We start from the raw sequence: 13,319 nt of genomic DNA, 5'->3' as shown, positions 1-13,319 counted from the left end.
GTAATATACGCGCCTTGCGGACACAGTATGGTCTCTCTTTGTCTATGCGTATTGGACACCTTCAGCTCGCTAATTGCCTGATTGCGGCTCCGATGGCCGGTGTGACAGACTGCCCGTTCAGAGCCTTGTGTCACGCGATGGGAGCGGGAATAACGGTTTCGAAAATGCTGTCCTCGAACCCCGAGGTATGGCGAACGGATAAGTCGCGTTTGCGCATGGTACATAGTGGTGAACCCGGTATCCTGGCGGTGCAAATTGCCGGTAGCGATCCTGCTGATATGGCCGCCGCCGCCGTCATTAACGTGGCGAACGGCGCGCAGCTGATTGATATCAATATGGGTTGCCCAGCCAAAAAAGTGAACCGTAAATTGGCGGGCTCCGCATTGCTGCAATATCCGGATCTTATAAAGCGGATCCTGATGGCGGTGGTGCATGCCGTCAACGTGCCGGTGACGCTGAAAATTCGCACAGGCTGGGCGCCGGATCACCGAAATTGTGTACAAATTGCCCAATTGGCCGAAGATTGTGGTATACAGGCCATCACTATTCATGGCCGCACTCGCGCCTGTCTGTTTAACGGCGACGCGGAGTACGACAGTATTCGGGCAGTTAAGCAGTGTGTTTCCATTCCGGTTATCGCCAATGGAGACATTACTGACCCGCAGAAAGCCAGAGCGATGCTGGATTACACCGGGGCGGATGCCCTGATGATAGGCCGCGCCGCTCAGGGAAGACCCTGGATCTTCCGGGAAATCCAGCATTATCTGGATACGGGGGAACTGCCGCCGCCGCTGCCGTTAGGCGATGTGAAGCATTTGTTGATGGAGCATGTCAGGAAATTGCACGACTTTTATGGTCCAGGCAAGGGATTCCGCATCGCTCGTAAGCACGTGTCCTGATCTTTACAGGCGCATGCCCCCGACAACCAGTTTAGGCGCACATTCAACGCCATTGAGGATGCCAGCGAACAGCTGGAGGCGTTGGAGGCATACTTTGCAAATCTTACGTAATAGAAAAAAGAGCAGACAGAACTATGTTCGAACAACGCGTAAATTCTGACGTACTGACCGTTTCCACCGTTAACTCTCAGGATCAGGTAACGCAAAAACCCCTGAGTGACTCGGTAAAGCAAGCACTGAAGAACTATTTTGCTCAATTGAACGGTCAGGACGTCAACGACCTCTATGAGCTGGTATTGGCTGAAGTAGAACAGCCTTTGTTGGACATGGTGATGCAATACACCCGCGGCAATCAGACCCGCGCGGCACAGATGATGGGCATCAACCGCGGCACCCTGCGTAAGAAATTGAAAAAATACGGCATGAACTGATAAGTTCATATCGCACTGTTTTAAAAGGTGTTTTTCTTCGCGGCATAACACCTTTTTTACTTTGTGCCTACTGCCCCTCCGCATTCTGCCAGTCTTGCCGCCCGGCGTATCTTCATCGCCCACGAAAAATCTGCCGCACAGATATCCACATCCCTGAACTCCATTCGCGCCCGCCGTCCCTTGCAGAGGCAGGGCCCACCCTGACCGTGCCGCTGCGGGCTCGGACCTGCCGGGGTTGGGGTTATCGGGCGTCAAGTCATGGCGTAGGTCATCCTCTCTCGCAGCGCCCTGTGGGTCGGCCTGATTGTGTCCCTGCGCTGTTTAATCATCCCATAACGGTACTTCAGTGCGAGCTACCGGGAAAATCACATCTTAGGGCGCTCCACGCTCACCGGGACGTAGCAACATTTCACCTCTCCTCTTAGCAGCGCCCTGCGCGCCCTACTGCCACTCTTTCCATTAAGCGCCGGCTCTGCTGACTTCATCTGTTCGGCTGAAGCGGTTCGCGCGCTGGCCTCTTACGCACCGTCCACTCCTGTGCGCCATTTAGCTCATATCGGTGCTTCATAAAGAACGCCGGGGCGGAAGTACTACAGCGCGGGGGGCAGAATCCCTGCCCGGGCATCGGTTAACGACTCATCGACTTCTGACATGGCTTTGTCTTAGCCACAGGGTCTATCCCATGTCGGTGTTGGGGTGCCACTATGTTATCGGTGAGTCGATATTTATTCTTTTTTCGCCTTTTTGCATGCACAGGTTCTAATGGTTTTGCACCGTAATCGTCACGGATCCTCTACGCTATTACCGCGCATTGACGAAATATTTACCACGCACCGCACGGTCGTTCTGAGAAAATAGAATAATCTGGATATAGCCGGAGAGGATCCTCTTCTCAATGGTGCCCCTCAGGGAATAGAACACATTTCCCGTCGTTAAAATTTAATCTCGCGTAATATTGCTAATTTATCTATTTTTTTAGGCATGATTTATCGTCTGACAAAGAGCGAGAGTGTGACGTGACCCGCCGTTATGCATGCCAACACTTGCATAACAGCGCCAGAGTGAAGATAATTGTTAACGATAATACTCTAATTTATCACTGGTGTAGCGTTCACACCGCCTTACCAACCCTGGGAAACAGAGATTATTAAGGAAAAAATCTCACTAAATTATGGATAATTTTTTATGAATTCACTCCCTGCTTATTTTCCAGACGGCCCCGCTATTGCCCGAAATAACATCGTCCCTTTAGCAACAAAAGCCACGGTCTACGATGATATTTCCGCTTTTGCTTCGCGAATTTGCTCGGTTGCCAATAGCGGTATAAAAATGGCTGCCCCGATATGCCATAATTTGTGCAAGATGGCGAATAAATTTCCTCTCGTATTAAATTTGCTTGCCACAGGCGTAAGTCTGTCAATAGCGTTTCCATCGGGTGCGAGTCTGCCATTTTTTGTCGCGACAGGTATGATGGTGGTGGGGTGCCAATCTGGCAATATCACGCTAAACACCGAATAATTTTTTAGGAGCAGCTAATTTACACCTCATGATTAGCTTGCTCTTTCCCCATCGCTTCACGCTGACCCCGCGCTGTATCCTCATTTCCCCTCCCCAGCGCCAGCTACGCCTTCTCATCCCTATCACGCGTTTGGCCCCCGTCCTCTATTCAAAATAACCCGGCACTGACAGGCCAGCGTTCGCCTTCGGCGCACCGTAAGCCGTATTCATTGCACCGCACCAAGGATGTCGATATCGCTGAATCGGGTAGCCTTGCTTTCATTTCTCATCTTTAGCGCAATCTTCTTGTTTGCACGGCTGGCGGCAAGCCAAAAAGACGCTACAGCGGCCGGAGGGACCCACGCACCAGCTCCTGATAGGATTTACCTCGGTTCCGGCACAGCGGACTGGCCGCCGTAGGTACCTCACTTCTGGCCCGGGAATCTTTACAACGGTGAACCTAAACCGCAGACCGCATGTAAAAAAACGCTTGCCTTATTTAAGGTGCGATAACATTCCGTTTTTTCTCTCAACAAACGCGTCGTATTCACGCACCTAAAATTAACGTAAGCGTACGCCCAGCGCCGTCTGTTAATTCCCCATCAAGTTATTAAAGATGATGTCCATTATTTTTTTAATGGGCGCAATTCATGAAATAAACCCCACCAAAACCCTCAAGACGTCGTCCCAATTTCCCGCTGGACTTTAAAATTAAGCTGGTTGAGCAGGCGCTCCAGCCCGGCGTACCCATTGCCAAGCTGGCACGGGATAACGGTATCAATGACAATTTGCTGTTCAACTGGCGCCAGCTCTACCGTCAGGGCAAATTCGGTGTTCAACCTAAAATCCCCACTACACAGCAGGCTGAGCTACTGGCGGTTACACTCACCGCCGAACCATCACCCTTACGTTCTCCTTTACCCTCTGCCGAACCCGTTACTTGCGACATTGAGTTCACSGGTGCCCGCCGGTAAGCCCATCATGATTGCGGGCCTTTGAGTTCATGGATAAGTGCGCATAACAGCGCCGGTGTCAGATTGCCGGCCAGCCGTAACCGGGCACCGGTGAACTCAATGTCGCAAGTAACGGGTTCGGCTGAGGGTAAAGGAGAACGTAAGGGTGATGGTTCGGTGGTGAGTGTAACCACCAGTAGCTCAGCCTGCTGTGTAGTGGGGTTTTTAGGTTGGACACCGTACTTGCCCTGACGGTAGAGCTGGCGCCAGTTGAACAGCAAATTGTCATTGATACCGTTATCCCGTGCCAGCTTGGCAATGGATACGCCGGGCTGGAGCGCCTGTTCAACCAGCTTAATTTTAAAGTCCAGCGGGAAATTTGGACGACGCTTGAGGGTTTTGGTGGGGTTTGTTTCATGAATTGCGCCCATTAAAAAAATAATGGACATCATCTTTAATAACTTGATGGGGAATTAACAGACGGCGCTGGGCGTACGCTTACGTGCAGCCCTACCTGTTCGATTTCTACCCGCAATTCGACTGCGTTAATGACCAGTCGGAGGACGTGGAATTCGGGTGCATCGGCACTGTCTGCCATGTGCGCCCGTTTGCGTTCGGCTCGACGCTGAAATGCGTGGACGGGGAGGCTCCGCGTCCTGCGATGTTTGACCGGTATAGGCGGTTTACCGAGAAAGAATGGGAAATCATCTTTTTCACCCTGCATGGTCTGACCGCAAAGGATGTCGCCCGTCGGCTGAAGATTTCTAACCGCACGGTTGAAAACCGCTTGCGGGTAATTTTCAACAAGAGCGGCACGCACAGCGCCAGAGAGTTGGCCATGCACTGCCGCGAAAACGGGACGGACCGCTATATCCCGCCATCCCTGTTGTCGCCATCGAGCCACGTTCTGAATAACTACGGGGCGCAGTAACACTGCGCCGAACCGATAGTAATCTAGCATAATGCACTAGCTTTTATTTAAAACTGATTTTCAAAAATTAAAATCAATCCGAACAGCATATTAGTATGTTGAACGGTCGTATTGAGGTATGACCAATGATTAATAAATGGGTGCGTATTGAAAGAGCTGCCGAACTTACAGGATACAGCCGATCAGCGATATACGAAAAAATCAATAAAGGGGTATGGCCTGAAGGGAGGCTTTGGCGACGAGCGCCAGACAACAGGAAGGTAATTAATCTTGAGGAATTTGACCGATGGGCGGAAAGCAAGCCGATTCAATAATGCCACGAGGCGTAGCCATCCACGGAAAATCTCTACGGATTACGTTCCATTATAAAGGCCAACGATGCAGGGAGTCTCTTAGACTCCCCCCAACGAAATCTAATATCAAGTATGCTACTGGAAAATTAGCTGCTATAAACCACGAAATAAAAAGCGGAGTGTTTTTATATCATGCACACTTCCCTGAATCTGAACGAGCCTTACAATTTGATGGAAGTTGCAAACGGGCTGGTATTCGTCTAAATACACTATGTGATGAGTATAAAGCATTGAAGTATACTGACATAGGTCACGCGGCACAGCGCCGCTACGATATAGCATTTAACCAGTGCTTGAGCATATTTGGTCCTTCACGCTTGATAGATGCTATCTGTCCAGAGGATATAATGCGATTACGCTCTGAACTACTTAACACTCGTGCAGCCAGCACAACAAACCATTACATGGCAGCGATGCGAGGATTTTTACGTTTTGCTGAACAGGATGGTTACACCAAAAATCATTTAGCGAATGAGCTACGGCCAGCCAAAAAATCAACCTCTGACCCTGATCCATTCACGCTAGACGAATTCAGAAGAGCACAAGCAGCATGCACACATGAATCTAATGCAAATATAATAACACTAATGGTTTATACTGGTATGCGTCCTGGTGAGATCAGTGCACTAGCGTGGGAAGATATCGACTTGGTAAAAAAAAACACTTACAGTTTCAAGAGCATATTCTGATGGTAAGATAAAAAAACCAAAAACTGATGAGATCAGAACAATTCAACTTTTTCCCCCTGTGCTATCCGCCCTTTCAGGGCAGAGAAAATTTACTGAGATGCTTCCTGCATTACAAGTAAAAATGGAGGGATTGCACAAAAAACCAGAGGCTATTGACATTCACCCCGTCTTTTTACCAGCCACAACGTGTAGAAATAATCAGTTTAATATTTTATATCGAACAACTAGCATAAGGGTGTTGTGGAAAAACATAGTACGACGCTCAGGGATCCGCTACAGAACCGTTTACCAGCTCCGGCATACGTTCGCGTGTTGGAATTTGACGGCAGACGGTAACATCGTATTTATCGCTAAACAGATGGGCCACGCTGACTACTCAATGCTAATCCGTGTATATGGTCGCTGGATGGAAAACGAAAGTTGTGCAGAAAATTTACGAATTTGGGAAGCGCTCGAAGCAATGTGACATGCTGAAAAAGCCCCAATAACGCCCCAAAAAATAAAAAAAGGAAGCGTAATCAATTGAAAAATAAAGAGGATAATGGCATTGAAGCCCACACCCCGATGATGCAGCAGTACCTGAAACTGAAGGCGCAGCACCCGGATATCCTGCTGTTCTATCGGATGGGGGACTTTTACGAGTTATTTTATGACGACGCCAAACGCGCGTCGCAGCTGATGGACATCTCTCTCACCAAACGGGGCGCCTCCGCCGGCGAACCGATACCCATGGCCGGCGTTCCCTATCATGCGGTAGAAAATTATCTGGCCAAGCTGGTGGCGCTGGGGGAGTCGGTGGCTATCTGTGAACAGATAGGCGATCCCGCCACCACCAAAGGGCCGGTGGAGCGTCGCGTGGTCCGCATCGTCACCCCCGGCACCCTGAGCGACGAAGCGCTGCTCAACGAACGCCAGGATAACCTGCTGGCCGCCCTCTGGCAGGCGCCGCAGGGCTTTGGTTACGCTACGCTTGATATCACCTCGGGCCGCTTCCTGGTCTCGGAGCCGGCGGACCGCGAGGCCATGGCCGCGGAACTACAGCGCACCAATCCGGCGGAGCTGCTCTATCCCGAAACGCTGGAGGATATGGCGCTCATCGAGCACCGCCGCGGCCAGCGTCGCCGGCCGCTGTGGGAGTTCGAGCTGGATACCGCCCGCCAGCAGCTCACTATGCAGTTCAGTACCCGCGATTTAACCGGCTTTGGCATTGAGCGGGCGCAGCTGGCCCTGCGTGCCGCCGGCTGTCTGCTGCAATACGCCAAGGATACCCAGCGCACCTCGCTGCCGCACATTCGCGCCGTTACCCTGGAGCGTCAGCAGGACGGTATCGTGATGGATGCCGCGACGCGGCGTAATCTGGAGTTGACGCAAAACCTCAGCGGCGGCGGCGAAAATACGCTGGCGGATGTCCTCGACCGCACGGTCACGCCGATGGGCAGCCGGATGCTGAAACGCTGGCTGCACATGCCTACCCGCGAGATAACCACCCTCACCCACCGCCAGGAAAGTATTCGCGCGCTGCAAGATCGAGTGGCGGATCTACAGCCGCTGCTGCGTCAGGTCGGGGATTTGGAGCGGGTGCTGGCGCGTCTGGCGTTGCGTTCGGCGCGTCCGCGCGATCTGGCGCGCATGCGCCATGCCTTTGCACAGCTGCCGACCATTCAAACGCTGCTCGAGGGCAAGTCAAATTCCTATTTGCCACTGTTACTGGATCGGGTCGGAGAATTTGAGACGCTGCGCGATTTGCTGGCGCGGGCCATTATCGAGTCGCCGCCAGTGCTGGTGCGCGACGGCGGCGTCATCGCTCCGGGATACCATGCAGAACTGGACGAATGGCGCTGCCTGGCGGCGGGCGCGACCGATTATCTCGACCGTCTTGAGCTGCGCGAGCGGGAAAAAACTGGGCTGGAGACGCTTAAGGTTGGCTTCAACGCCGTGCACGGCTATTTTATTCAGCTGAGCCGCGGCCAAAGCCATCTGGCGCCCATTCATTACGTGCGGCGTCAAACGCTGAAAAACGCCGAGCGCTACATCATTCCTGAGCTGAAGGAATACGAAGACAAGGTCCTGACCTCGAATAGCAAGGCGCTGGCGTTGGAAAAAGCGCTGTACGATGAGCTCTTCGATCTGCTGTTGCCCCATTTGGCGGCGCTACAGCAAAGCGCAGCGGCGCTGGCGGAGCTGGATGTCCTGTGCAATCTGGCCGAGCGCGCTGAAACGCTGAACTATGTGTGTCCGACGATTGATTCACGGCCGGGCATCCACATCACCGGCGGCCGCCATCCCGTCGTTGAGCAGGTGCTGAGCGAGCCCTTTATCGCTAATCCGCTGATGTTGTCCGACGTGCGGCGTATGCTGATCATTACCGGTCCCAATATGGGCGGTAAGAGCACGTATATGCGCCAAACCGCCCTGATCGTGCTGTTGGCGTATATCGGCAGTTTTGTCCCGGCCGAGCAGGCCGTCATAGGGCCGGTGGATCGCATCTTTACCCGCGTCGGCGCCGCGGACGATCTGGCTTCCGGCCGCTCCACCTTCATGGTGGAGATGACCGAGACCGCCAACATTCTGCATAACGCCACGCGTCAGAGTCTGGTGCTGATGGATGAAATCGGCCGCGGTACCTCGACCTACGATGGGCTGTCGCTGGCCTGGGCCTGCGCGGAGAATCTGGCTGGCCGCATCAAGGCCATGACATTGTTCGCCACGCACTATTTCGAGCTGACCACCCTGCCGGAGAAAATGGAAGGCGTGGTCAACGTGCATCTGGATGCGGTGGAGCATGGCGACACCATCGCCTTTATGCACAGCGTACAGGAGGGAGCCGCCAGCAAGAGTTACGGCCTGTCGGTGGCGGCGCTGGCGGGGGTGCCGCGGGAGGTTATCAAGCGCGCACGCCAGAAGCTCAGGGAATTGGAAACGTTGTCCACCGGCGCGGCGACAGGCAGCGTGGACGGTTCGCAGCTCTCGCTGCTGCAGCCGGAAGAGCCGCCTATTTCGCCGGCGGTCGAGGCGCTGGAAAACCTGGATCCCGACGCGCTTTCGCCGCGCCAGGCGCTGGAATGGCTCTACCGGCTGAAGAAAATGATCTGCTAGCGGAGCCGCTGCAACAAAACTCATTCACCCCGACGGACTTGATAGGTTGGCGCCCTTCGGCGCCAGCGACAGAACTATTCCAACACAACCATTCCAACTACGGCGCCTCGCAATGCGTCACGAAACGGCGCTGCAATGATTTCACGGAATGGCGCTGCGATTATTCGCGGAACAGCGCTTCGATACTCAAGCCTTGACCCTGCAGGATCTCCCGCAGGCGACGCAAAGCTTCCACCTGAATCTGACGCACGCGTTCGCGGGTCAGACCAATTTCACGGCCCACATCTTCAAGCGTCGCGGCTTCATAACCCAGCAGGCCGAAACGTCTGGCCAGCACTTCACGCTGCTTGGCATTCAGCTCGAACAGCCACTTGACGATGCTCTGCTTCATGTCATCGTCCTGCGTGGTGTCTTCCGGACCGCTGTCTTTTTCATCGGACAGAATATCCAGCAGCGCCTTCTCGGAGTCGCCCCCCAGCGGGGTATCCACCGAGGTGATACGCTCGTTCAGACGCAGAATACGGCTAACGTCTTCCACGGGTTTATCCAGCTGCTCGGCGATTTCTTCCGCGCTCGGCTCGTGATCGAGTTTGTGCGACAGTTCACGCGCGGTGCGTAAATAGACGTTCAGCTCTTTCACGATATGGATCGGCAGACGGATAGTCCGGGTTTGATTCATGATGGCCCGTTCAATCGTCTGGCGAATCCACCAGGTGGCGTAGGTCGAGAAACGGAACCCTCGTTCCGGATCAAACTTCTCTACCGCACGAATCAGACCGAGGTTGCCTTCCTCGATTAAATCCAGTAACGCCAGTCCGCGGTTACTGTAACGACGGGCAATTTTCACCACCAGCCGCAGGTTGCTTTCGATCATCCGGCGACGTGAGGCAATATCACCCCGAAGTGCGCGCCGTGCAAAGTAGACCTCTTCCTCAGCGGTAAGAAGCGGAGAGTATCCAATCTCGCCCAGATAGAGCTGCGTGGCGTCCAGAACACGCTGGCTTGCCTCCTGAGACAGCAGCTCTTCTTCAGCTAAATCATTATCAGCAAGCTCATCGACTAGCGCCTTCTCGTCAAATGATTCAGCCCCATTTTCATCGAATTCGGCCTTTTCATGTAACTCGTTAACTTTCAGCGTATTTTGGCTCATAGTGGCTCCTACCCGTGATCCCAGGACAGAACGTCGAGACGTTCCGCCAATTTATCGCTGCGGAAGATAACGCAGCGGGTTTACGGATTTCCCCTTGTAACGAATTTCAAAATGCAATCTGGTTGTGCTGGTTCCAGTGCTACCCATGGTAGCGATTTTTTGCCCCGCCCTGACTTCTTGTTGTTCTCGGACCAGCATCGTATCGTTGTGGGCGTAGGCGCTCAAGTAATCATCATTGTGTTTGATAATGATGAGATTACCGTATCCTCGCAAGGCATTGCCGGCATAAACCACTCTGCCGTTGGCGGTCACCAAAATCGGTTGTCCTCGGGAACCGGAGATATCAACCCCTTTGTTACCACCTTCCGCGGCGGAAAAGTTGTCAATGATCTTCCCATCCGTCGGCCAACGCCAACCGGTGATTGCCGTGGCGGCTGGTGCCGTGCTGGGTGCTGCAACCGGCGCGGTTATGGTAACAACGGTGCCGGCGGTAGGTAACATTTTGCCATTGGACGATGGCAACATTTTCCCTACACTCTGTTTACTTGAACTTTCAGGATAGCTATTGCTTTTATTAGAAGCAACACTTGATTCTGTCAATTGTATATTCGAGGTAGGAACGGGTGCTACCACAACACCGGTATTGGCCTGATTGGCGTTGGACGCCAGGACGGTTCCCGCCGACGCATTGCCGGTAATCGGCGTCGTTCCGTTACCCACCTGCAAAGTCTGACCTACGTTGAGGCTGTAAGGTTCCGGGATATTGTTCCTTTGCGCCAAATCCCGGTAGTCGTTTCCAGTAATCCAGGCGATATAGAACAGCGTATCGCCACGTTTTACCTGATACGTCGCGCCGGAATAGGAACCTTTCTGAATGCTGTCATAGCTTCTATTGTAAACAATATTTCCTTGTGGGGAGACATTGACCTGGCTCTGCGCACCCCCGCTGACCGCGGCCGCGCCGCGCGGCTGGCCCAGCTGCGGCGCACTCTCGACGGTGGCGGCATTGCCGCTGTAGCCGCCGGCGTCGTTACCGCCGCCCACGCTGCTTATCGGTGCGCTGGTTTCATTGTTAGCGCATCCCGCCAGCCACATACTCGCCATGGCACAGACAGCAACGCGGCGCCACGCGCACTTCGGGCTTCCCATGCTCAATTCTCCCCTATGGCAGCAACGCCAGTCATCATTCCAAATTGGCCAGACATTATGTGTTATACATCCTTTTAATGCTTATTGTCTCAGTAACAGGAGTATTTTCAGCTATTTCTGAGATAATAATTATACTGCCGTTAATGCTAGCAACAACCGGTCGTGCACGCCATTAAACACTTGTATAGAAATTTAAGCGTTGGGCGTCAGGCTAGTTCGCCTTTCACCAGCGGAACGAATCGGACCGCCTCCACGGTGTCGACCACGAATTCCCCGCCCTTGCGCCGCACCCGCGTCAAATACTGCTGCTCTTCGCCGACCGGCAGCACCATCACGCCGCCCTCATCCAGTTGCGCCATCAGCGCCTGGGGAATTTCCGGCGCCGCCGCCGTCACGATGATGGCGTCAAACGGCCCGCGCGACGGCCAACCCTGCCAACCGTCGCCGTGACGGGTAGAGATATTATGCAGATCAAGCAGTTTCAGCCTGCGCTTGGCCTGCCACTGCAATTTTTTGATCCGCTCCACCGAACAGACGTGCTTCACCAAATGGGCCAGAATGGCGGTCTGATAGCCGGAGCCGGTGCCGATTTCCAGCACCCGCGATTCCGGCCGCAGCGCCAGCAGTTCGGTCATACGCGCCACGATATAAGGTTGGGAAATGGTTTGACCGAGTCCGATGGGCAGCGCGGTGTTATCGTAGGCTTTATGCTCGAAAGCCTCGTCGATAAAACGTTCGCGCGGCACCGCCTCCATAGCCTGCAGCAGGCGTTCATCGCGGATGCCCTGCTGACGCAGCTGCGCCAGCAACGTCTGCGTGCGTCCGTCTACCATGGAGCGAGTCCCTCGGTATCGCCGAGCCAGTCGCTCAGCACGGGCAGCGCGGCGTTGGCGGTGAGATCCACCTGTAGCGGTGTCAGTGAGACATAGCCCTGACTGACGGCCTCGAAATCGGTGCCCGGCCCTTCATCAAACGAGCCGGCCGGCGGTCCGATCCACAGCATTTCGCGGCCGCGCGGATCCGTTTGGCGGATGACTTCGCTGGCGGGATGACGGCTGCCGCAGCGGGTCACTTTGCAGCCCTTGATTGACGATAGCGGCAGGTCGGGGACATTGACGTTGAGAATCTTGCCGGTGCGCAGCGGCGTGCGGGTCAGCGCACGCAGCAGGCGACAGGTGACGGCGGCGGCGGTGGCGAAATGACGGCTGCCGTCGAGCGACACCGCCAGCGCCGGATAGCCCAGATGACGCCCCTCCATCGCGGCGGCGACAGTGCCGGAATAAATCACGTCATCACCCAGATTCGGCCCGGCGTTAATGCCCGACACGACGATATCCGGGCCGGGACGCATTAAGGCATTGACGCCGAGATAGACGCAGTCGGTGGGAGTACCGGAGAGGATGGCGATATCGCCGTTGGGCTGGGTTTGCGTGCGCAGCGGCACGTCCAGCGTTAGCGAATTGGACGCGCCGCTGCGGTCACGGTCCGGCGCCACGATCTGCACGGTAGCAAGCTGGCGCAACGCGACCGCCAGCTGCTGAATGCCCGGCGCATGAATGCCATCATCATTGCTTAAAAGTATGCGCATAGTGTTTTTTGACTTTATAAGAAAATCACCCGCACCACGCCGCCCTACGGTGAAAGGCAAAAAACTGGCCTGGCCCGCCGCCGGTCAGCGACACCGGCGAAAAATCGGGGCGGGAATATAAAGCAATAATGGCATGAAACGTCACCGTGGTGAAGCCGGCAATTCAGTGGTTGCAGCAAATTTAGCCGTTGCGGGACGTGCATCTCGCGCCGGGAATGCCCTAGCTGAAAGGTTTCGTGCTGACGTCAGCGGGCCGGCGGCGGACTAGTGGGCGATATCGGCGGGAGCGTCCAGCAATTCACGCACTACCGCTGTGGCATAACTGCCGGCAGGCAGGCTGAAAGAAAGCGTCAGCGTCGCGGGATCTTGCCAGCGCCAGCTTAGCGCTTCTGGCTGAAGCAGCAGCGCGCGCCGCGCGAGCGTCAGCCGTTCACGTGCCAGCAAGTAAGCGCCCCGTGGAGGACGTCTTGAATTATTGGTGGGTTTGTTGTATGAGACAGTAAACCTACGTTACACGCTTATGCTCATTGCATTTTCACATTGTATTGATTTTAATAACTTTTATTTCCATCCCGGTTTGAGT

The 13,319-nt window shown here is 54.4% G+C and carries 12 protein-coding genes and 1 pseudogene; 7 read left to right on the top strand and 6 right to left on the bottom strand.

The annotated features are described in order from the left end of the window. Window positions 1-44 precede the first annotated feature (44 nt). The 4 genes and pseudogenes from dusB to ACMX3H_RS00845 all read left to right on the top strand — a co-directional run bounded on the left by dusB (window position 45) and on the right by ACMX3H_RS00845 (window position 3,801). Window positions 45-1,010 (top strand): annotated as a pseudogene (dusB, locus tag ACMX3H_RS00860) (tRNA dihydrouridine synthase DusB). A 23-nt stretch (window positions 1,011-1,033) separates the two neighbouring features. Further along, window positions 1,034-1,330 (top strand): DNA-binding transcriptional regulator Fis, encoded by a 297-nt coding sequence (gene fis / locus ACMX3H_RS00855; protein ID WP_415209439.1) that lies wholly within the window; start codon window positions 1,034-1,036, stop codon window positions 1,328-1,330. A 1,185-nt stretch (window positions 1,331-2,515) separates the two neighbouring features. After that, window positions 2,516-2,848 (top strand): hypothetical protein, encoded by a 333-nt coding sequence (locus tag ACMX3H_RS00850; RefSeq protein ID WP_415209438.1) that lies wholly within the window; start codon window positions 2,516-2,518, stop codon window positions 2,846-2,848. Window positions 2,849-3,525: 677 nt separating this feature from the next. Beyond that, window positions 3,526-3,801 carry a transposase gene (locus ACMX3H_RS00845; RefSeq protein ID WP_415209470.1) on the top strand — a complete coding sequence of 92 codons (276 nt, stop codon included), beginning with the start codon at window positions 3,526-3,528 and terminating at the stop codon, window positions 3,799-3,801. 5 nt (window positions 3,802-3,806) lie between these two features. On the opposite strand, the gene tnpA is transcribed toward ACMX3H_RS00845, so the two are convergent. Next, entirely contained in the window at window positions 3,807-4,232 is a 426-nt protein-coding gene (gene tnpA, locus ACMX3H_RS00840) for an IS66-like element accessory protein TnpA (RefSeq protein WP_415209437.1), read from the bottom strand. Window positions 4,233-4,282: 50 nt separating this feature from the next. On the opposite strand from tnpA, the gene ACMX3H_RS00835 reads away from it, so the two are divergent. The 3 genes from ACMX3H_RS00835 to mutS all read left to right on the top strand — a co-directional run bounded on the left by ACMX3H_RS00835 (window position 4,283) and on the right by mutS (window position 8,849). Next, a complete protein-coding gene (locus tag ACMX3H_RS00835) occupies window positions 4,283-4,711 on the top strand; it encodes a helix-turn-helix transcriptional regulator (RefSeq protein ID WP_415209436.1) in 429 nt (142 codons plus the stop codon). A 286-nt stretch (window positions 4,712-4,997) separates the two neighbouring features. Beyond that, window positions 4,998-5,753 (top strand): Arm DNA-binding domain-containing protein, encoded by a 756-nt coding sequence (locus tag ACMX3H_RS00830; protein WP_415209435.1) that lies wholly within the window; start codon window positions 4,998-5,000, stop codon window positions 5,751-5,753. Window positions 5,754-6,317: 564 nt separating this feature from the next. Continuing rightward, on the top strand, window positions 6,318-8,849 hold the full coding sequence (gene mutS / locus ACMX3H_RS00825; RefSeq protein WP_415209469.1) for a DNA mismatch repair protein MutS: 2,532 nt from the start codon (window positions 6,318-6,320) through the stop codon (window positions 8,847-8,849). Between the two features lie 160 nt (window positions 8,850-9,009). Here mutS and rpoS read toward each other — a convergent pair whose 3' ends face one another. The 5 genes from rpoS to truD form a co-directional block, all read right to left on the bottom strand. After that, on the bottom strand, window positions 9,010-9,999 hold the full coding sequence (rpoS, locus tag ACMX3H_RS00820) for an RNA polymerase sigma factor RpoS (protein ID WP_415209434.1): 990 nt from the start codon (window positions 9,997-9,999) through the stop codon (window positions 9,010-9,012). A gap of 51 nt (window positions 10,000-10,050) precedes the next feature. After that, a complete protein-coding gene (gene nlpD / locus ACMX3H_RS00815; protein WP_415209468.1) occupies window positions 10,051-11,148 on the bottom strand; it encodes a murein hydrolase activator NlpD in 1,098 nt (365 codons plus the stop codon). 206 nt (window positions 11,149-11,354) lie between these two features. Then, entirely contained in the window at window positions 11,355-11,981 is a 627-nt protein-coding gene (locus ACMX3H_RS00810; RefSeq protein ID WP_415209433.1) for a protein-L-isoaspartate(D-aspartate) O-methyltransferase, read from the bottom strand. Beyond that, window positions 11,975-12,736, bottom strand: a complete 762-nt coding sequence (gene surE, locus ACMX3H_RS00805; protein WP_415209432.1) for a 5'/3'-nucleotidase SurE — start codon at window positions 12,734-12,736, stop codon at window positions 11,975-11,977. Before surE ends, ACMX3H_RS00810 begins: the two co-directional genes overlap by 7 nt. A gap of 264 nt (window positions 12,737-13,000) precedes the next feature. Further along, window positions 13,001-13,180 carry a tRNA pseudouridine(13) synthase TruD gene (gene truD, locus ACMX3H_RS00800; RefSeq protein ID WP_415209431.1) on the bottom strand — a complete coding sequence of 60 codons (180 nt, stop codon included), beginning with the start codon at window positions 13,178-13,180 and terminating at the stop codon, window positions 13,001-13,003. Window positions 13,181-13,319 lie beyond the last annotated feature (139 nt).

This window comes from Sodalis sp. (in: enterobacteria) (assembly GCF_047607725.1).
Taxonomy (GTDB): Bacteria; Pseudomonadota; Gammaproteobacteria; order Enterobacterales; family Enterobacteriaceae; genus JBLKSS01.
This window is presented reverse-complemented; position numbering and strand designations above follow the sequence as displayed.